Source organism: Rhodococcus sp. NPDC060084 (assembly GCF_042730335.1).
Lineage (GTDB): Bacteria > Actinomycetota > Actinomycetes > Mycobacteriales > Mycobacteriaceae > Rhodococcus.
Genome location: NZ_JBHWWX010000005.1, coordinates 1 through 18,773, shown reverse-complemented (window position 1 = coordinate 18,773; position 18,773 = coordinate 1). Strand labels below are relative to the sequence as shown.

At 67.7% G+C, this 18,773-nt stretch carries 23 protein-coding genes; 12 read left to right on the top strand and 11 right to left on the bottom strand.

The features are described from left to right. The first annotated feature begins 49 nt into the window (after positions 1-49). On the top strand, positions 50-1,285 hold the full coding sequence (locus tag ACFWBU_RS04375; RefSeq protein WP_169651685.1) for a fatty acid desaturase: 1,236 nt from the start codon (positions 50-52) through the stop codon (positions 1,283-1,285). Positions 1,286-1,365: 80 nt separating this feature from the next. Here the strand turns inward: ACFWBU_RS04375 and rsgA are convergent, their stop codons facing one another. Together rsgA and aroA are read right to left on the bottom strand one after the other, a co-directional pair. Next, the gene (rsgA, locus tag ACFWBU_RS04370) at positions 1,366-2,385 is read right to left on the bottom strand and encodes a ribosome small subunit-dependent GTPase A (protein WP_378527615.1); all 1,020 of its coding nucleotides are present in this window, start codon (positions 2,383-2,385) and stop codon (positions 1,366-1,368) included. Continuing rightward, a complete protein-coding gene (gene aroA / locus ACFWBU_RS04365; RefSeq protein WP_378527690.1) occupies positions 2,352-3,638 on the bottom strand; it encodes a 3-phosphoshikimate 1-carboxyvinyltransferase in 1,287 nt (428 codons plus the stop codon). The genes rsgA and aroA overlap by 34 nt, the downstream gene beginning before the upstream one ends. A gap of 79 nt (positions 3,639-3,717) precedes the next feature. Here aroA and ACFWBU_RS04360 point away from each other — a divergent pair, with 79 nt between their 5' ends. Then, complete coding sequence (locus tag ACFWBU_RS04360) at positions 3,718-4,464, top strand: SOS response-associated peptidase (protein WP_296550018.1); 747 nt, start codon at positions 3,718-3,720, stop codon at positions 4,462-4,464. 11 nt (positions 4,465-4,475) lie between these two features. Here ACFWBU_RS04360 and ybaK read toward each other — a convergent pair whose 3' ends face one another. Further along, positions 4,476-4,973, bottom strand: a complete 498-nt coding sequence (gene ybaK / locus ACFWBU_RS04355) for a Cys-tRNA(Pro) deacylase (protein WP_169619783.1) — start codon at positions 4,971-4,973, stop codon at positions 4,476-4,478. 27 nt (positions 4,974-5,000) lie between these two features. Then, on the bottom strand, positions 5,001-5,594 hold the full coding sequence (locus ACFWBU_RS04350; protein ID WP_169619782.1) for an ABATE domain-containing protein: 594 nt from the start codon (positions 5,592-5,594) through the stop codon (positions 5,001-5,003). A gap of 96 nt (positions 5,595-5,690) precedes the next feature. On the opposite strand from ACFWBU_RS04350, the gene ACFWBU_RS04345 reads away from it, so the two are divergent. Then, complete coding sequence (locus ACFWBU_RS04345) at positions 5,691-6,758, top strand: LLM class flavin-dependent oxidoreductase (protein WP_378527614.1); 1,068 nt, start codon at positions 5,691-5,693, stop codon at positions 6,756-6,758. Between the two features lie 86 nt (positions 6,759-6,844). After that, the gene (locus ACFWBU_RS04340; RefSeq protein ID WP_378527613.1) at positions 6,845-7,477 is read left to right on the top strand and encodes an isochorismatase family protein; all 633 of its coding nucleotides are present in this window, start codon (positions 6,845-6,847) and stop codon (positions 7,475-7,477) included. A 59-nt stretch (positions 7,478-7,536) separates the two neighbouring features. Here the strand turns inward: ACFWBU_RS04340 and ACFWBU_RS04335 are convergent, their stop codons facing one another. Continuing rightward, a complete protein-coding gene (locus ACFWBU_RS04335) occupies positions 7,537-8,088 on the bottom strand; it encodes a GNAT family N-acetyltransferase (RefSeq protein WP_378527611.1) in 552 nt (183 codons plus the stop codon). Positions 8,089-8,380: 292 nt separating this feature from the next. On the opposite strand from ACFWBU_RS04335, the gene ACFWBU_RS04330 reads away from it, so the two are divergent. Both ACFWBU_RS04330 and rsrA read left to right on the top strand, forming a co-directional pair. Next, positions 8,381-9,049, top strand: a complete 669-nt coding sequence (locus ACFWBU_RS04330; RefSeq protein ID WP_378527610.1) for a sigma-70 family RNA polymerase sigma factor — start codon at positions 8,381-8,383, stop codon at positions 9,047-9,049. Then, positions 9,046-9,330 carry a mycothiol system anti-sigma-R factor gene (rsrA, locus tag ACFWBU_RS04325; protein ID WP_169619759.1) on the top strand — a complete coding sequence of 95 codons (285 nt, stop codon included), beginning with the start codon at positions 9,046-9,048 and terminating at the stop codon, positions 9,328-9,330. The genes ACFWBU_RS04330 and rsrA overlap by 4 nt, the downstream gene beginning before the upstream one ends. 69 nt (positions 9,331-9,399) lie before the next feature. Here the strand turns inward: rsrA and ACFWBU_RS04320 are convergent, their stop codons facing one another. Beyond that, positions 9,400-9,474, bottom strand: a complete 75-nt coding sequence (locus tag ACFWBU_RS04320; RefSeq protein ID WP_022597109.1) for a 50S ribosomal protein bL37 — start codon at positions 9,472-9,474, stop codon at positions 9,400-9,402. Positions 9,475-9,570: 96 nt separating this feature from the next. Here ACFWBU_RS04320 and ACFWBU_RS04315 point away from each other — a divergent pair, with 96 nt between their 5' ends. Next, positions 9,571-9,786, top strand: coding sequence for a biotin/lipoyl-binding carrier protein (locus tag ACFWBU_RS04315; RefSeq protein ID WP_169619758.1), 216 nt, complete (start codon positions 9,571-9,573; stop codon positions 9,784-9,786). Between the two features lie 17 nt (positions 9,787-9,803). Beyond that, positions 9,804-11,279, top strand: coding sequence for a sensor histidine kinase (locus tag ACFWBU_RS04310; protein ID WP_169619757.1), 1,476 nt, complete (start codon positions 9,804-9,806; stop codon positions 11,277-11,279). A gap of 80 nt (positions 11,280-11,359) precedes the next feature. Here the strand turns inward: ACFWBU_RS04310 and ACFWBU_RS04305 are convergent, their stop codons facing one another. After that, entirely contained in the window at positions 11,360-11,614 is a 255-nt protein-coding gene (locus ACFWBU_RS04305; protein WP_072699424.1) for a WhiB family transcriptional regulator, read from the bottom strand. Positions 11,615-11,857: 243 nt separating this feature from the next. Beyond that, entirely contained in the window at positions 11,858-12,799 is a 942-nt protein-coding gene (locus tag ACFWBU_RS04300; RefSeq protein ID WP_169651692.1) for a diacylglycerol kinase family protein, read from the bottom strand. Positions 12,800-12,846: 47 nt separating this feature from the next. Here ACFWBU_RS04300 and ACFWBU_RS04295 point away from each other — a divergent pair, with 47 nt between their 5' ends. Then, positions 12,847-13,269 carry a hypothetical protein gene (locus ACFWBU_RS04295; RefSeq protein ID WP_169619755.1) on the top strand — a complete coding sequence of 141 codons (423 nt, stop codon included), beginning with the start codon at positions 12,847-12,849 and terminating at the stop codon, positions 13,267-13,269. Between the two features lie 22 nt (positions 13,270-13,291). Here the strand turns inward: ACFWBU_RS04295 and ACFWBU_RS04290 are convergent, their stop codons facing one another. Then, positions 13,292-13,762: a GNAT family N-acetyltransferase gene (locus tag ACFWBU_RS04290; protein ID WP_378527609.1), complete on the bottom strand. Its 471-nt coding sequence runs from the start codon at positions 13,760-13,762 to the stop codon at positions 13,292-13,294. Between the two features lie 104 nt (positions 13,763-13,866). Between ACFWBU_RS04290 and ACFWBU_RS04285 the strand changes: the two genes are divergently transcribed. Beyond that, the gene (locus ACFWBU_RS04285; protein ID WP_169651694.1) at positions 13,867-14,652 is read left to right on the top strand and encodes an AAA family ATPase; all 786 of its coding nucleotides are present in this window, start codon (positions 13,867-13,869) and stop codon (positions 14,650-14,652) included. Positions 14,653-14,663: 11 nt separating this feature from the next. Here ACFWBU_RS04285 and ACFWBU_RS04280 read toward each other — a convergent pair whose 3' ends face one another. Together ACFWBU_RS04280 and ACFWBU_RS04275 are read right to left on the bottom strand one after the other, a co-directional pair. Next, a complete protein-coding gene (locus ACFWBU_RS04280) occupies positions 14,664-15,875 on the bottom strand; it encodes a hypothetical protein (RefSeq protein ID WP_378527608.1) in 1,212 nt (403 codons plus the stop codon). Positions 15,876-15,880: 5 nt separating this feature from the next. Then, positions 15,881-17,578 carry a DEAD/DEAH box helicase gene (locus ACFWBU_RS04275; RefSeq protein WP_378527607.1) on the bottom strand — a complete coding sequence of 566 codons (1,698 nt, stop codon included), beginning with the start codon at positions 17,576-17,578 and terminating at the stop codon, positions 15,881-15,883. Between the two features lie 201 nt (positions 17,579-17,779). Here ACFWBU_RS04275 and ACFWBU_RS04270 point away from each other — a divergent pair, with 201 nt between their 5' ends. Next, positions 17,780-18,472: a ferritin-like fold-containing protein gene (locus tag ACFWBU_RS04270; RefSeq protein WP_169619750.1), complete on the top strand. Its 693-nt coding sequence runs from the start codon at positions 17,780-17,782 to the stop codon at positions 18,470-18,472. Between the two features lie 45 nt (positions 18,473-18,517). After that, positions 18,518-18,748 (top strand): DUF3107 domain-containing protein, encoded by a 231-nt coding sequence (locus ACFWBU_RS04265; protein ID WP_169619749.1) that lies wholly within the window; start codon positions 18,518-18,520, stop codon positions 18,746-18,748. Positions 18,749-18,773: the final 25 nt, after the last annotated feature.

Below are 18,773 nucleotides of genomic sequence, written 5' to 3'. Positions count from 1 at the left end.
CCGAAATCGCCTAACCTACGGAGCCGTAACCTACGGTAGAGTAGCCGCCATGGCGATATCGGACATCAAGGAATACGCGCACCTTACGGAGGCGGACGTCGAGGCCATCGGCCGCGAGCTCGATGCCATCCGGCGCGATATCGAGGAGTCGCGCGGTGAGCGCGACGCCCGATACGTCCGCAACACGATCCGGTTGCAGCGCGGCCTCGAGGTCGGTGGACGTCTGGTCCTGTTCGGTTCCAAGAAGCGCTCGCTGTGGTGGCTGGGCACCGGAATGCTCTCGTTGTCGAAGATCATCGAGAACATGGAGCTCGGGCACAACGTGATGCACGGGCAGTGGGACTGGATGAACGACCCAGAGGTCCACTCCGCCAACTGGGAGTGGGACAACGTCGATCCGTCGGCGCACTGGAAGATCACCCACAACCACCTGCACCACAAGTTCACGAACATCCTGGGTATGGACGACGATGTGGGCTACGGGTTGCTCCGCGTCACCCGCGACCAGCGTTGGAAGCCGTTCTACCTCGGCAACATCGCCTACAACGCGATCCTGGCGTCGCTGTTCCAGTACGGCATCGCGATCCAGTTGCTCGAACTCGGCAAGGTCATCCAGGGTCGCGACGACCGCGAGATCACCAAGAAGCACGGCGCCGAGGTGCTCGCGAAGATCGCGAAGCAGGACCTGCGCGACTACGTCGTCTATCCGGCGCTCACGGGCAAGTCGTGGAAGACCACGATCACCGCGAACGCCACGGCGAACTTCGTCCGCAACGTGTGGACCAACGCCGTGATCTTCTGCGGGCACTTCCCGGACGGTGCGGAGAAGTTCACGAAGCAGGACGTCGAGAACGAGACGCACGCCGAGTGGTACCTCCGGCAGATGCTCGGGTCCGCCAACATCTCCGGCGGCAAGATCATGGACTTCATGACCGGCAACCTGAGCTACCAGATCGAGCACCACATCTACCCGGACCTGCCGTCCAACCGGTACGCGGAGATCGCCGTGCGCGTGCGGCAGTTGTGCGACAAGTACGACCTGCCGTACACCACCGGTCCGCTGGCCGTGCAGTACTGGAAGTCCTGGCGCACCATCGCGAAGCTCTCGCTACCCGACAAGTTCCTCAAGGACGACCGCGACGCCGCCCCCGAGACCGCATCGGAGCGGGGCTTCGGTGGCCCGGCGGAGATCGATCCGGTCACAGGACGCCGGCGCGGTCTGGCCACCACGATCGAGACGACCCGCAAGCGCGGTCTCGTCCGCAGGATTCTCGGCATGCGCTGAGTTCGCGAGCGTGTGCTGCACGCCCCGAACGATGATCGAACCCCGGCACCGGAACTGGTGCCGGGGTTCGATGCATTCGATCACCAGGAGTCGTTGGACGCCAGCGAGGCGAGCAGTTCGCGCACGGCCTGCGCCCGGCGCAGCGACTTGCCCTCGAGGCGGTCGAGCGCGCACTCGGGGTCGGCGGGCGGCCCGAGATGCGTACAGCCGCGGGGGCAGTCGGCGACCGCCGCGGCGAGATCGGTGAAGGCCGCGACGACGTCATCGGGCTGGATATGCGCGAGCCCGAACGACCGGATGCCCGGAGTGTCGACCACCCAGCCACCGGACGGAAGCGGAAGCGCGACGGACTGGGTCGACGTGTGCCGGCCCTTCCCGACACCGGAGACCACACCCGTGGCGCGGTCGGCGTCGGGGACGAGGCGATTGACAAGGGTCGATTTGCCGACGCCGGAGTGGCCGATCAATGCGGTGACCCGGCCGGTGAGACGCTCGGTGAGATCGGAAAGATCGTTGTCCTGGCCGACGGCCAGCACGGGGATGTCCAGATCGGCGAACTGCGACGCGAATTCCTCCGGGTCGGCGAGATCGCTCTTGGTCAGCCCCAGCATCGGGGCGAGCCCGCCCGCGTACGCGGCGACCAGCGCGCGCTCCACGAGCCCGGTGCGGGGCGGCGGATCGGCGAGCGCGACGACGATGAGCAGTTGCGACGCGTTCGCCACCACGATCCGTTCGAACGGGTCCGTGTCGTCGGCTGTCCTGCGGAGCACGGTGGTGCGTTCCTCGACCCGCACGATGCGCGACAGGCTGTCGGGACGGCCGGAAAGGTCGCCGACCACCCCCACCCTGTCTCCGACCACGATCGGCGTACGGCCCAGTTCGCGTGCGCGCATTGCCACCACGGGCCGCTGCGGATCGCCACCCAGGACGACCCCCCAGCGCCCACGGTCCACCGAGAACACCATGCCCTCCACCGCATCGAGATGGGCGGGCCGATCCTTGGTACGCGGTCGCGAACTCTTGCCCGGACGGACCCGGACGTCGGACTCGTCGTACTGCCGCCGGCTCAGGAGCGTGCTCCCGTCAACATCGCCGCCCACAGACCTTCGAATCCGGGGAGGGTCTTGGCGGTCGTGCCGATGTCCTCGACCTCGACGCCGTCGACGACGAGACCGAGGATCGCGCCGGCAGTCGCCATCCGGTGGTCGGCGTAGGAGTGCCAGACACCGCCTGTCAGGGTGGCCGGTTCGATCAGGAGGCCGTCCTCGGTTTCCGTGGCGATGCCGCCGAGCCGGCCGATCTCGGCTGCCAGCGCGGCGAGCCGGTCGGTCTCGTGGCCCCGCAGGTGTGCGATACCGCGAAGACGCGAGGGGGTCGATGCCAGCGCGGCCACCGCGGCCACCGTGGGCGTCAGTTCACCGACGTCGTGCAGGTCGATGTCGATGCCGGTGAGCGTGGCCGGTCCCCGCACCGTGAGCGTCCCGTCCGACAGCGACACAGCCGCTCCCATGCGCTCGAGGATGTCCCGGATGGCGTCGCCCGCCTGCGTGGTCTTCTCCGGCCAGCACGGGACCGACACTGTGCCTCCGGTGACCGCGGCGGCGGCGAGAAACGGGGTGGCATTCGAGAGGTCGGGTTCGACGACCACGTCGTGGGCGGCGATCGGGCCGGGCAGCACCCGCCACGTGTTCGCCTCCGAGGTGTCGACGTGCACGCCCGCGTTGCGGAGCATGTCGACCGTCATGTCGATGTGCGGGGTGGACGGGACGGGCTTGCCGTCGTGGTGCACGGTCACACCGTCGTCGAACCTCGCGGCGGACAGCAACAGACCGGACACGAACTGCGACGACCCGGACGCGTCGATCGTGACGGACCCGCCGCGCACGCCGGCGCGACCGTGGACCGTGAAGGGCAGCGTGTCGCCGTCGATGTCTGCGCCGAGTGCCCGGAGTGCGTCCAGCACCGTGCCCATCGGCCGGGATCGTGCCTGCTCGTCCCCGTCGAAGCGGACGTCCCCGTCGGCCAGCGCAGCCACCGGCGGAACGAAGCGCATCACGGTCCCCGCGAGGCCGCAGTCCACCGCGCCGGCTCGCAGGGGTCCCGGAGTCACGTCCAGGGTGGTGCCGCCGTCGCGCTCGGTGATCGCCGCTCCGAGGGTTCGCAGCGCAGCGATCATGAGGTCGGTGTCGCGGCTGCGCAGCGCTCCGGTCACCGTCGAGGGGCCGGCCGCCAGGGCCGCCAGGACGAGGGCACGGTTGGTGATGGACTTGGATCCAGGCAGCGTCACGGACGCGTCGACGGGGGACACGGCTCGGGGTGCTTTCCACAGGCTCACCCGTCCATCTTCGCCCATGGTCCGCCCGGGCATCGACTCCCACCCGTCCGCGCGACCGGTGTGTGCCGTGTCGGCGGTCGCTGCCACACTCGTGGGCATGTGCGGCAGGTATGCGTCGACGGCCGATCCGGCCACTCTCGCGATGGAACTCGACGCGATCGACGAGACGGGCGACGAGGAACTGCGGCCCGACTACAACGTCGCGCCCACCACGCAGGTGCTCACCGTGGTGGCGCGGCACGACCGCGACGATGCGGACGGCCCGGCGCGGCGCCGTATCCGGCGGATGCGCTGGGGACTGGTGCCTCCGTTCGCGAAGGAGGTGTCTTCGGGCGCTCCGCTGTTCAATGCACGGTCCGAGTCGGTGGCAACCAAACCGTCGTTCGCGCATTCGCTGCGTTACCGACGGTGCCTCGTTCCGATGGACGGCTGGTACGAGTGGCAGGTGGAACCGGCGCCGGACGGCAAGACCCGCAAGGTGCCGTATTTCATGGCGCCCGCCGACGGTGCACGCGTCTACATGGCGGGTCTGTGGGCGGTGTGGCGCGATCCGCGTACCCCCGACGCGCCACCGCTGATGAGCACCACGATCCTCACCGCGGATTCCGTTGCGCAACTGGGCAATATGCACCACCGGATGCCCCTGATGCTCCCGCCCGAGCGGTGGGATGCCTGGCTCGATCCCGACAGCCTCGGACACCCCGACCTCATCGTGCCGAGCGAAGACGCCGTGGCGCGGATTCGGATCCGCAGGGTGTCGGACAAGGTCAACAGCGTGCGCAACAACGGCCCGGAACTGCTCGTGCCCGACGACGGCGCCGGCGACCAGATGGCGTTGCTGTAGCGGCTGCGCCGTCAGTGACCTGCTGCGACCGGGGCGACCACGGCTCCGGTCAGGCGGATCAGGTCCGCGGGGGCGAGTTCGATTTCGAGGCCGCGCCGCCCCGCGCTGCACAACACCTTGTCCCAGTGGCCCGCCGACGCGTCGATCACCGTCGGGAGGCGTTTGCGCTGACCGAGCGGGGAGATGCCACCGAGTACGTAGCCGGTCGCGCGTTCCGCGGCGGCGCGCTCGGCCATCGTGGCCTTGCCGCCACCGAGCGCCGCCGACGCGGCCTTGAGCGACAGCGTCTCCGGGACGGGGACGACGGCGACGCCCAGCTTGCCGGACGGCAGGGCGATCACGAGTGTCTTGAAGATCTGGGCGGGCACCACGCCGAGGCGGTCGGCGAGCGCCTCGACCGCCTCGGATCCGAAAGAGCCGGACCGAGGGTCGTGGGGGTATTCGTGGACCACGTGGGGCACCTTCTCGCGGGTGAGAAGCGTGGTGGCGGGGGTCGACGTGGATGCCATGTGCTCACCTTAGGCAACAGCGTTCCCTCATTCTGTGGCAACGCGCTGCGGCGACCGGCGCGCATAGGCTCGCGCGGCCCGCACCCGGTCGCCGCACCGAGTGCAGCACCAGTACCGGCGTGCGTGAGTGCGCAGCAGGAAGCGATCGCACGGGGTCGCACCGCAGCGGGATATGAGCGATGCGCTCTCGCCGGTCAGCAACGCGGCGGCGTCCTCGGCGATCTGCATCATCGCGTGCTCGACGATCCGAGTCGTCGGATGGATCGAGGTCCGGCGTAATCCCGTCTTCTCCTCGTACCTGAGGACGACCGCGCTGGGCACGGTGGTGAGTGCTCGGTTGATGCCCTCCAGTGCCGCCGGATCGGGAGCGTTCCCGTTCACATGGGCGGCGAACACCGTGCGCAGGTCCGTCCGCAATCCGACGAGTTGGCTCCGGCAGTAGGCCAGAAGTTCGGTGTCGCGAGGCGCGAGACCGTGACCGATCAGCCATCCGGTGGCCTCCGTCGGCGTGCTCAATTCGTCTGCCTCGAGTCCGCCGGGGAGGCTCACGGTGCTGTTGACCAGCGCCAGACTCCAGTGAGTCTCGGCGCCGGGCGCCGGCGGGAGCGGAATCGTCACCATGCCTCTCATGGTAACCGTTGTGGTTTTCCGTGAGATCCCCGTACAGTGAACCTCACGTTGAATGGCAACTGTTTCCGTGAGAGTTGAGATCGCTTCATGCTCGAGCCGCGCACGTCCGGCACCGCCCCTTTTTCCCTTTCCGTGCTCGACAACGCACATACCGGCGTCGGGAGCACCGTTCAGGAGACCTTCCAGGAGATCATCGCGCTGGCGAAGCTGGCCGACCGGCGGGGATACCGACGTTTCTGGATGTCCGAACACCACGCGATGCCGGGCGCTGCCACGTCGTCACCCCAATTGATGGTGGCGCGATTGACCGGCGAAACCGAACGCATCCGGCTCGGTGCGGGCGGGGTCATGCTGCCCAACCATGCGCCCCTGGTGATTGCCGAACAGTTCGGCATGCTCGACACCCTGGCCCCCGGGCGGATCGATCTCGGCGTCGGCCGGGCACCCGGCACGGACGGCGCGACCGCGGCAGCGCTGCGGCGGCATCGTGGCGCCGGCGACGACTTTCCTCAGCAGGTTCTGGAACTGCTCGGGTTTCTCGACGACGAGTTTCCGCAGGGACATCCTTACCGCGACGTTCACGCGGTACCCGGTCCGTGGCAGGCCGAGCAGAACGAAGTACCCCGAGCCACGACCCGGCCCGGCGTGTGGATCCTGGGTTCCTCGCCGTACTCCGCGCAGTTGGCAGGGCGGCTAGGGCTGCCCTATGCCTTCGCCTTGCAATTCGGCAGCGCCGATGTCGTCACCGCTATGGCGCTGTACCGCAAGCATTTCCGGCCGTCCGCCGTGCTCGCGGAGCCGTACGGTCTGGTCAGCGTCGGAGTCGTTGCCGACGACGATCCCGTGGAGGCCCGGCGTCAATCCGCGTCCACCGCGATGGGCATGTTGCGGATGTTCCGGCGCGAGCCGTACTCCCTGCTCCGTCCGGAAGACGTCGAGGCGTACCCCGCCACGGCCCAGGAGCGGCAGATCCTGGACGAATGGACGGACCGCACGCTGCACGGCACAGCGCCGACCGTGGCCCACCGCCTCGAGCAACTCCACGAGCACACCGGCGTCGACGAGGTGATGCTGGTTCTGGTGGGCCACTCCCGGCAGGCCCAGGCCCGGACAGTGGAACTCATGGCCGATCACTACGGTCTGCCCGGACTCTGACAAGCACAATCCCGGTACGACACGGACGCCCGAACAATTCGGCGCATCCGCACACTCGACCACTCGGTCTCGAGAAGGAGAACACCATGACGTCCCCCCGCCGCGCGCTGCTCGTCGTCGACGTGCAGAACGAGTACTTCGACGGTCCCATGCAGATTCAATATCCCCCGCGCGAGGCGACCCTTGCGAACATCACCCGGATCCTCGACCACGCCGACGCCGCCGGACTGCCCGTCGCCGTCGTCCAGCACACACTCCCGGCCGAAGCTCCTGTCTACGCGGAAGGGTCGCACGGCTGGCAGCTGCATCCGGACGTGGCCGCCCGGGTCAAGCCGCACTGGAAGCAGGTCACCAAGAACTACGGATCGGTGTTCGGCAACACCGACGTGGCGCAGTGGCTGCGTGAGCAGAACGTCGACACCATCACGATCGTCGGTTACATGACCAACAACTGCGATCTGGCCACTGCCGCAGAAGCCGAAGTGCACGGCCTCGTCGCGGAGATCATCTCCGACGCCACCGGCGCGATCCACCTCGCCAACGCAGCGGGCAAGGTTTCTGCCGAGCAGGTTCACACCACACTGATGACGCTGTTCCACTCCAACTTCGCCGCGGTCGCGAGCACCGAGATGTGGACCGACGCCGTGTCGTCGGGCACCGCCCTTCCCAAGGACAATCTCGTCGCGTCGGCACTCGAGGGACGAAACTCCTTCAGCTGACGCCGGGTCTTCCGCACGGAGGAGACCGAGACATCAGGACGGACGTTCAGGACGGACGTTCAGGACGGATGAGAGCGGGCGCCGCACCCTTCGGGGTTCGGCGCCCGCTTCGCAAGCAAAGGACGCGTACTCGGCGCCACCGGCCGAAGCGGCAGAGTCAACGTCATGTAGACGCTGTGGGGATCGTCCCGGTAATCACCGAAGGGCCCACAGACGACGAAGCCCGCGCCGGCATACAGTGCCCGCGCCGGAGCGAAGAACTCCGTGCTTCCCGTCTCCAGCGAGATTTGCCGGACACCGCGTGAGACCGCGTCGGCGAGCAGGTGGCGCAGGATTTCCCGGCCCACACCGTGTCCTCTCCGGCGAGGGTCCGTGCGCATCGACTTGAGCTCTTCGTGCTCCTGCCCGAGTGCGGCGAGGGCACCTGTCGCTGCGATTGCCTCACCCCACTCGCCGACCCAGAGCCGCACGCCCGGCTGCCGGAGACCGGACAGGTCCAGGGCGTGCCTGCTCTCCGGGGGCGCCGTCGGGGCGAGCTCGTCCAGATGAGCCTGGAGGAATGCGGCCAGGCGGGGGTCGGAGAAATCGGCGCGATGGATGTGGAGCGTCACGGCGCAAGGGTAGCCAGGAGACCCGACGGCCGAATGCCGAGATCCGGTCCTCGCCGGCGTCATCTATCCCCCTTGGCGCGGAGACACCGCCGCCGACCAGCCGACCCGCGCGCCGACTCGCCGCCCGTCGGGAACAAGTCCGGTATGCGGTGTGTTGACCCCTTCGGACGTGCCCGCCGGCGCGACCGCTGTTGCTCGAGGATCGGAGACCCTGTTGGCAATCCTTTGCCCGCCCCGTCCGGCTACGGCAGGACCGGTAGCCTTCACGGAGAACGTCGGTGAAGGGATCGGTGTGGTCGAGGAGTCTGTCGAACAATTGGCCGAACGGTTCGAGCGTGAGGCACTGCCGCTGCTCGACCAGCTCTACGGTGCTGCGTTGCGGATGACCCGCAACCCGGCTGACGCCGAAGATCTCGTCCAGGAGACGTATATCAAGGCGTTTTCCGCGTTCGCGTCCTTCCGTGAAGGCACGAACATCAAGGCCTGGCTGTACCGCATCCTCACGAACACCTACATCAACTCCTACCGGAAGCGGCAGCGGCAGCCCGCGCAGTATCCGACGGACGAGATCACCGACTGGCAGCTCGCGGCGACCGCGGAGCACTCGTCGACGGGGCTCCGTTCAGCGGAGGTCGAGGCGCTCGACGCGCTGCCCGACGACGACATCAAGGCGGCGTTGCAGGAACTCCCCGAAGACTTCCGCATGGCGGTGTATTACGCCGACGTCGAGGGATTTCCGTACAAGGACATCGCCGAGATCATGGGAACCCCGATCGGGACGGTGATGTCGCGCCTGCACCGCGGCCGCAAGCAACTGCGTGGCCTGCTCGGCGACGTGGCTCGCGAACGCGGCTTCAATCGCGGCGGTGGAGTCGATGCGGCAGTGGATGTGGAACCGGGCGCGGGTGAACCGTCCGGGAACAGCGAGAACAGCAAGAACAGGAAGGGAGTCTCGCAGTGAGCGAGCCGACAGACTTCGAGCGGGTGGACTGCTCTGCGGTCATTGCGGACGTGTATCTGTTGCTGGATTCCGAGTGTGACGAGGATGCGCGAGCGAGACTCCAGGGGCACCTCGACGACTGTGGTGCCTGCCTCGAGGCCTACGGCATCGAGGAGAAGATCAAGTCCCTGCTGAGCCGCAAGTGTGGCGGAGAGCATGCGCCGGCGGGACTGCGGGAACGCCTGGTGCTGGAGATCCGCCGGAATGTGGTGGTGCACCACCACCGCGACGCCCAGAACTGACCGACTCGGCCCCCGAGCAAGAAGGACCGGAAAGCAACGCTTTCCGGTCCTTCCGTGTTTCCGAACGCCTCAGGCGTTGGGACGCTTGCCGTGGTTGGCGGCGTTCCCCTTGCGGCTACGCTTCTTGCGGCCTCGCTTACCCATGGTTGGATCTCCTTTCTCTTTCATTACAGTGTTTCACGTGCGGTCGAGTGGTCCTGTCGGCAGGTCCACCGTCCGGTTCGCGGAATGAGGTGTTCGATGGCAGAGGACGTACGGGCCGAGATGGTATCCACGGTCTTCGAGGTGGTGGTGAGCGAGGGACAGGTCGTCGCGGAAGGCGACACCCTGGTCATCCTCGAGTCGATGAAGATGGAGATCCCGGTGCTCGCGGAGACCTCGGGCACGGTGACGTCGGTCGGCGTCGCCGTGGGAGATGTGATCCAGCAGGGCGATCTCATCGCGGTCATCTCCTGAACAAGAAGGCGGCCTCCGTGTCCACCCTCAGTGCCCTTCTCGCCACCCACACCGATCTTCCCGGTGCCGCTGTCGACCACCTGCAGCGCGTCGTCGGGGAGTGGCAACTGCTCGCCGACCTGTCGTTCGCGGACGTGTTGCTGTGGGTGGACGCCGCGCCCGACGGGATCGTGTGTGTGGCGCAGTGCCGTCCCACCACCGCCTCGACCGTCATCCCGGAGGATGCGGTGGGGACCGTCGTGTCCGACGACGAACATCCTTATGTCCGTAAGGCTTTCAAATCGGGCGAGATCGTCACGGTCCGTCGCGGATCCAGCGACTCGATCCATTTGCGTCAGGCCGTGCCGGTGCGGTGGGCCGGGCAGGTGGTCGCGGTACTGAGCCGGGACGCCGCGCGGGTGTCACGGCGCTCGGCGAGTGCGCTCGAGACGGCATATCTCGAATGTGCCGATGCGCTCTACAGCATGATCAGCGAGGGAACGTTCCCCACTCCGGAAGCACGGTCGGACACGAAGTCCAGCCCCCGCGCCGGTGACGGTTTCATCCGTCTCGACCGTGAGGGCCGCGTCGTCTACGCCAGCCCGAATGCATTGTCCGCGTACCACCGCATGGGATTCAATTCCGACCTGCTGGGTCAGGACCTCGTCGAGACGACCCGCTCCCTCGTGACGGATCCGTTCGAAAGTGCGGACGTCTCCGAATATCTCAGCGGGGCCGTGCACGGACGGCTGGGACAGCGCATGGAGGTGGAGGCGCGCGGAGCGACGGTGCTCATCCGTGCTCTCGTCCTGTCGCCCGGCGGCCGCATCGAGGGCGCCGCTGTGGTCATCCGCGACGTCACCGAGGTCAAACGCCGTGACCGTGCCCTGCTCAGCAAGGACGCCACGATCCGGGAAATCCACCACCGGGTGAAGAACAACCTGCAGACGGTCGCGGCGCTGCTGCGGCTGCAAGCGAGGCGCACCGGCAATGTCGAGGCCAAAGAGGCGCTCGGCGAAGCGGTGCGCCGGGTCACGTCGATTGCGCTGGTGCACGAAGCCCTGTCGATGTCGGTCGACGAAGAGGTCGACCTCGACGGTGTTTTCGACCAGTTGATCCCGATCGTGGTGGATGTCTCGGCGGTGGGCAGCCAGATCCGGGTGCGCCGTGAGGGAAACCTCGGTGTGTTCCCCGCGGATCGCGCTACCCCGCTCGTGATGGTGCTCACCGAACTCGTGCAGAACGCCGTCGAGCACGCATTCGACCCCGGTGTTCACGGCACGGTGACGGTCCGGGCGAACCGGTCGGCCCGGTGGCTCGACGTCGTCGTGCGGGACGAGGGCAAAGGCCTGCCCGAGGGGTTCCGTCTCGAAGATTCCGACCGTCTCGGGCTGCAGATCGTGCGGACGCTGGTCGCTGCCGAACTCGGCGGCACGCTCGACCTGGCCGCGAACGAGACCGGCGGAACCGACGCGCGCCTGCGACTGGCACTCGGCAAGGTTGCCGGAACCTGATCCACGTTGTCGGCGAGACACCTACGACGTACGAAGGCCCGGTCCCCTCGGGGGCCGGGCCTTCGTACAAGTCGCGATCGTCAGACCGTGGTGCGAGCCCGGGTGCGGGCGTTGCGGCGCTTGAGTGCGCGTCGCTCGTCTTCGCTCATGCCGCCCCATACGCCGGCGTCCTGACCCGATTCGAGGGCCCACGAGAGGCACTCGGCGGTGACGGGGCAGCGGTTGCACACGAGCTTGGCATCGGCAATCTGCGCGAGAGCCGGTCCACTGTTGCCCACAGGGAAGAACAGTTCCGGATCCTCGTCGCGGCAGATGGCTTCGTGGCGCCAGTCCATGCTTCTACTCTCCTTCGATGGTGCTGTGCACCGGATGATTGTCTGTGCGTGTTCACGCTTTCGGCGCGAAGTATTTCCGCGCGGTTACTTGTGAATGCTTTCACGAACTTGCGTGAAGTCAAGAGAATCGACCGCGACCGTGTGGAAGCTCACGCCGACGAAGGGGCGAAGCATTCGTCAATCCTTCTTTCTACACCTGTTCGGCCGAAAAGTAAGCAGAATCACAACATTCGAGCACGCTGCTCACTGTGCAGGAGCGACGACTTCGAGTATCGAAGGCACGGACACGAACTCCACATCGGTGCGAAGCCCCAGGTAGTCGCCGTCCACCTGCAGACCGATCGGTCGCGTCGACCGTGCGCGCACGTGCGTGACGTCGTCCGCGCGCAACAGATACGGAGACGACGGATCTCCCTGCTTCGCGAGCAACTGCCGCACGACGCGAAGGCTCGGCACGACCCGCATCGTCGCCATCGCGAAGACCCCGAGGCCCGTGCCGAACGACGTACCCGGGTTCGTGTGCACCGGGCGCCTGTCGAGAAAGGTCCACGGGCTCGAGTTGGACACGAAGGCGTAATACACCCCGGCGACCGGATCCTGGCCCGGCACTTCGAGCGTGAGTGCCGGTTCGATCCGCTTCGACGCGAAGAACTGTGTGATCGCATGTCGCACATACCGCGAACTCGTCGCCTTCTTGCCGCTGAGACGACTCAGATCGACCGCTTCGCACACCTGCGCGTCGAGACCGAGCCCCGCGTTGAATACGAACCACCGCCCGTCGCAGTGGCCGAGCCCGATGCGGCGGGCCGTGCGATCGGCGAGCAGGGCGAGCAGTTGTTCCGTCGCCTCCATCGGGTCCGGTGCGATCCCGAGAGAGCGAGCGAACACGTTCGCCGATCCGCCCGGCACCACGGCGAGGCGAGGCAGCGTCGGATCGGGACCACGGTCGGGGGAAGGCCCCAGCAGGCCGTTGACGATCTCGTTCACGGTGCCGTCGCCACCGTGAGCGATGACGACATCCATCCCGTCCGCGTGTGCGGAACGTGCCAGGTCCGCGGCATGCCCCCGGTGCGTCGTATGCGCCACGGTGAGCTGCGTTCTGCCCGACAGCGCGTGAGCCAGCCGGTCACGACCGGCCGGAGTGGTGGTCGTCGCGTTCGGGTTCACGATCAGCAGGGCACGCACGGAGCATCAGCCTAAGTGCTATCGCGCCGGTCCACTACGCTGGTCGGGTGCCCACTGAAACACCTCGTACCCGTACCCCGTCGACCGTCAAGGTTGCCGGGTCGCTCGTCGTGCTCGAAGGCGTCATCGCCATCGGGTTCGCGGTGTACTCGGTCATCCGGGCATGGTCGGGTAACTACGACCAGTCGGTGAGTAACGGCTACGGCCTCGCGCTGTGGCTGTCGATCCTCTTCGGCGGCGTCCTGGCCGCGGGCATCGCGCTCCTGCGCGGCGCGCACTGGGGACGTTCGATCGCTGTCGTCGCGCAGCTTCTGCTGTTGCCCGTGGTGTGGTCGCTCCTCACCGATTCCCATCAGGTGTTCCTCGGTGCGCTCATGGGGCTGATCGTGGTGCCGGCGCTCGTGCTCCTCTTCAGCCCCGCCACCACCCGGTGGCTCGCCCGCGACTACGTGCCCGAGGACGAGCACTGAACCGGGCCGCGTCGGAGGCCGGTCAGGCGCCGAGCTCGCGCAACGCGTCACCGCTGAGACGGAACGTCGTCCACTCGTCCTGAGGGACCGCACCCAGCGACCGGTAGAAACCGATGGACGGCTCGTTCCAGTTCAGCACGGACCAGCTCAGCCGGGTGTAACCGCGCTCCACGCATTCGTGGGCCAGTGCGGAGAGCAGCGCGCGCCCGTGTCCCGCACCGCGATGTTCCGGCCGGACGTAGAGGTCCTCGAGATACACGCCGTGGACCCCGTCCCACGTGGAGAAGTTCCGGAACCACAGCGCGACCCCGACGACGGTGCCGTCCGCCTCTTCCGCCACATGGCCGAACACCGACGGCTCCGGACCGAACAACGCGGACCGGATCTGTTCGGTCGTCACAGTGCACTCGTGCCGGGCCTTCTCGTACTCCGCAAGGTCGTAGATCAGGCCGGTAACGGCGTCGACATCGTCGGGACGGACTCTGCGGATCACGGGCGGTACGCCTTTCGGGAGCGTCGGAGGGGTCTGCACGATGTGCCGGGAAGATGCCGCGTCGTTACCGCACACCGGAGCGCCGAATACGCGAGGATCGACCCGTGACAACCGTACTTGCAGTGGCAAACCAGAAGGGTGGCGTCGCCAAGACCACCACCGTCGCGTCGCTGGGGGCCGCCCTGTCCGCGCTGGGACAGCGGGTGCTCCTCGTCGACCTCGATCCCCAGGGATGTCTCACCTTCTCCCTGGGCCACAACCCGGACCGGCTCGACAAGTCGGTGCACGACGTCCTCGTGGGGGAGACCAAGGTGCAGGAGGTGCTGGTCGAGGCGGGAGAAGGCATCACGCTCATGCCCGCGACCATCGACCTGGCCGGTGCCGAGGCGATGCTGCTCATGAAACCGGGCCGGGAATACACCCTCAAACGCGCACTGGCGACGGTCGCGGACGACTTCGACGTGGTGATCGTCGACTGTCCTCCGTCCCTCGGGGTGCTCACCCTCAACGGGCTCACCGCGGCAGACTCCGTCCTCGTCCCGCTGCAGTGCGAAACGCTCGCACACCGCGGCGTCGGTCAGCTTCTGCGGACGGTCCAGGAGATCAAGCAGATCACCAACCCCGAACTCGAACTCCTCGGCGCACTTCCCACGCTGTACGACTCGCGGACCACACACAGTCGTGACGTGCTCGCCGACGTGTCGGACCGGTACGACCTGCCGGTGCTCTCGCCACCCATCCCGCGAACCGTGCGGTTCGCCGAGGCGTCTGCATCGGGTTCGACCGTGCTCGCCGGTCGGAAGAACAAGGGCGCGGACGCCTACCGGGAACTGGCCGAGAACCTGCTCGCGTCGTGGACGAAGGACACCGCACTGCCCACGCTGGACTGACCCCGGCGTCGTCAGCGCAGCGCGACGACCTGGTCTCCGCGTTGCTCGAGCACGAGTTCACCGGTGACCGCGACGTCCACGTCCGGTGCGTCGCCTCGTTCGACGGGAATCCGCCGCCGGACGTTGCCGGACGCGGGATCGACCGCCGCGACCGCGTCGTCGACCGGCAGGAGCAGTGAGCCGGCCATCGCCGCTCCGGTCCCGAGGGTGTCCTCGACGGTCCATGCCGGTGCGAAATCCTCGGGGGAGAGGGCGACCGTGTCGAGACCCGTCCACCAGACCAGTACCCCCTCCTGTTCGGTGGCGGGTGCGGTGCCGTTGCCGGCGACACGTCCGAGGTCGTGGGTGTCGACGAGTGCGCCCGAGCCGTCGTACACCGCGATGCGTGGGCCGCCGCCGGGTCCCGGCGGCATGTACACAGCGGTGCGTTCACCGAGTACGGCGACGATGCGTGCGCCTGCTCCGGTCTGTGCGTCCGGCAGCACCGACGACGCGTATTGCTCGGGTTTCTGACTGTCGTCGGGAGTGGGGTCCAGCAAGGTGAGCCGATTGGCCGGTTCGTTCGGGCACTGCTCGAGTACCGCGAGACGGCTGGTCCCGGCGTCGGCGGAGAGTAGTTCGCAGCCGGACCGGGGCTGGGCGCGCGGGTTGACGGGGGCGTCGACGTACCCGTATTCGACGGTGCGCACGAGGTCGGACCGCCACATCTCGAGCCGGGTGTCGCCGAGTGCGATGACGTGGGAGCCGGCGTCGATGAGCCGGATCTCCTCGTCTGCGTCACCGGTTCGCTGCGCCCCGCGCGCTCCGCTGTCCGAGTCGAGCGCGGTGACCTGGCCGCAGCCGCGTGCGTCGCGGTAGACCGAGACCACCGAACCCCACGCACCCGTTGCGGCGCACAGCGGACGGTTGCGCTCATACCGCCATCGTTCGTCGCCGGTGACCGGATCCCGGCCCACCACCGTGTTCGCGTCGGCCGTCGCGACGGTGCCTCCGAGCGCGACGGGCGCCGACGTGGCCCCGCTGGGTGCCTGCCACACCTCGGTGAGGGTGTCGGGCAGCGTGCCGGCGAGCGGGGGAGCGGACACCGGCTCGTCCCACGTGATCGAGGTGGTGCCGCGCGCATCGGACCGAAGCCAGACGACACTCGCCGCCACCAGGACGGTGACGACGAGTGTGGCGGCGACGAGCAGATCCGTGCGTGTGCGGCGCTCCGGCGCGAGCACGGGTCCTACTGAGCCGGCGATGCCGCGACGGTGTCCGCGCTCGAGGCGTCCTGTGAGGCCGTGTCGTGGCCCGCGGCGCCGTTGCCGTTGCCGTTGCCGCGACGACGGCGACGACGCCGTGCCGGGGAAGCGGGTGCGTCGGAACCGGCGCGCTCGGATGCGCCCTCGGCCTGCGGGTCCTTCTGTTGGCCGTTCGACGCCTTCGGCTCCGTAGCGTCGGCGCCCGAGGCGGCAGCGGTGTCACCGTCGGACGCCTTGCCGCGGACGGTGCGGCGGCGCACGCGGTTGCGCTTGGGCCGGGACGCCGTCTCCTCGCGATCCTCACGCGGGCGACGTTCGGCGGGCTCGCTCTCGGCGGACCGCGCCGGAGCCTGCTTGTGCACGCGCCCCGTGGTGCCGGCAGGAATGCCGAGTTCCTCGAAGAGGTGCGGCGAACTGGAGTAGGTCTCGACCGGATCGGGCATGTTGAGGCCGAGCGCCTTGTCGATCAGTTGCCAGCGGGGAATGTCGTCCCAGTCGACGAGGGTGATCGCGATGCCGGTGCGGCCCGCGCGACCCGTACGGCCGATGCGGTGCACGTACGTCTTCTCGTCTTCGGGGCACTGGTAGTTGATGACGTGGGTGACGTCGTCGATGTCGATGCCGCGTGCCGCGACATCGGTGGCGACCAGCACGTCGATCTTGCCGGCGCGGAACTTGTCGAGCGCCTTCTCGCGTGCGATCTGGCCCAGGTCGCCGTGCACGGCGCCGCAGGCGAAGCCACGCTCGACGAGATCGTCGGCGACCTTCTGTGCGGTGCGCTTGGTACGGGTGAAGATCATGGTCGCGCCGCGGCCCTCGGCCTGCAGCACGCGCGCGACGAGTTCGGCCTTGTCGAGCGCGTGCGCACGGTAGACGTGCTGCTGGGTGCGCTCGTGCACGGCCGACGACTCGGCTTCCTCCGCGCGGATGTGCGTCGGGCGGTTCAGGAAGGTGCGGGCGAGCGTGATGATCGGGCCCGGCATGGTGGCCGAGAACAGCATCGTCTGACGCTTGTCGGGCACCATCGTCAAAATGCGCTCGATGTCGGGCAGGAAGCCCAGGTCGAGCATCTCGTCGGCCTCGTCCATGACGAGTACGCCGATCTTGCCGAGGATCAGGTGACCCTGGTTGGCGAGGTCGAGCAGCCGGCCCGGGGTGCCGACGACGACGTCGACGCCCTTCTGCAACTGGGAGATCTGCTGCTCGTACGGGCGTCCGCCGTAGATCGAGAGGACTTCGAGGCCCTTCTTGCCGCTGCCGGGCAAGTACTTCGCGGCGCTCACCAGGTCGCCGGTCACCTGGACGCACAGTTCGCGCGTCGGGACGATGACGAGCGCACGCGGGGTGCCGTCGAGGGTCGTGGTGCCCGAACCGTCGGTGGTGATGCGGTTGAGCAGCGGGACCCCGAACCCGAAGGTCTTGCCCATGCCCGTGCGGGCCTGGCCGATGAGGTCGTCGCCCGCGAGGGCGAGGGGGAGTGTGAGCTCCTGGATTGCGAACGTACGGTCGATGCCGACCTCGGAGAGTGCCCGGACGATTTCGTCGCGGACGCCGAGCTCTCCGAAGGTGGGGGGAACGTGGGTGGAGTCGAGCTGTGCGGAGACGGTCGTTTCGGTCGCGTCGTCTTCGTGGTCGATTGTGATCTTGCTCAGGGGTCCGGCCTTCCTGGTCTCGGCACGCACGCACGAGGTCGGGCAGGGGACCGGCCTGCGCCTCAGCACGAGCATTGTCAGAAGCTCGGCGAAGCGCGGCGATCCGCGGTCGGGTGCGCGCACATTATCGGTGAAGCTCGCGGGCTGCGTTCAGCAGCTCGAAGCGCGAACTTCAAAGACCATTGTACCGGTTCCGGCGGATTCGCCGAGGTAGTACTACGCTTTGTCGTCATGGGAGCCGAATCGTCGCCGTCCACAGCATCATCCAGCCCGACCCTCGTCCCCGCCGACCATCCCGGCGTCGCCGAGTTGTTCGCGGTGATCGCCTACGGCGAGATCGCCGCGTTCTACCGTCTCGCGGAGGATGCCAAGTTCTCCCCGTCGGTACGGGGGCGTGTCGCCCTCGCGAGCATGGCAGCGGCGGAGATGAGCCACTTCGAGACGTTGAACGCGGCGCTCGACGACCGTGGTGTGGAGATCTACGCCGCGATGGAGCCGTACCGGCAGGCTCTCGACGCCTATCACGCGTCCACCACCCCGTCGACGTGGCTCGAATCCCTCGTCAAGGCGTACGTGGGGGACGGGATCGCCGCCGACTTCTACTGTGAGATCGCCGACCGGCTCGCCCCGGAGGTAGCCACGGTGGTGCGCGACGTGCTCGCCGCGACCGGGCACTCCGAGTTCGTCGTCCGTGAAGTCCGTGAAGTCGTGGAACGAAGCCCACTCCAGAAGGACCGCCTGATGTTGTGGGGGCGCCGGTTGCTGGGCGAAGCCATCACGCAGGCCCAGTACGTGCTCGCCCAGAACGAGGAGCTTGCCGAACTGGTGATTCTCACCTCGGGCGACCTCGCAGGCATTGCCGCCCTGTTCGACCGGATGCAGGTCGAGCACACCAAGCGGATGGCAGTGCTCGGACTGCATTAGCCTGGCGGTGACAAGCAGTACAGCCTGAGATTTCGGAGGTCCCCAGTGGAGGTCAAGATCGGCGTTGCGGACAGCCCGCGTGAACTCGTCCTCGTCAGCGACCAGACGCACGACGAGGTGGAAAAGCTTGTGACCGACGCACTGAGCGGCAATGGCAGCGGCGTGCTCGCTCTCATCGACGAGAAGGGCCGCAAGGTTCTGGTGCAGGCGGCGAAGATCGCGTACGTGGAGATCGGCCCCTCCACCATCGGGAAGGTCGGCTTCGCAGCCATCTGACCACCGGACCGATACGGCGAGAGGC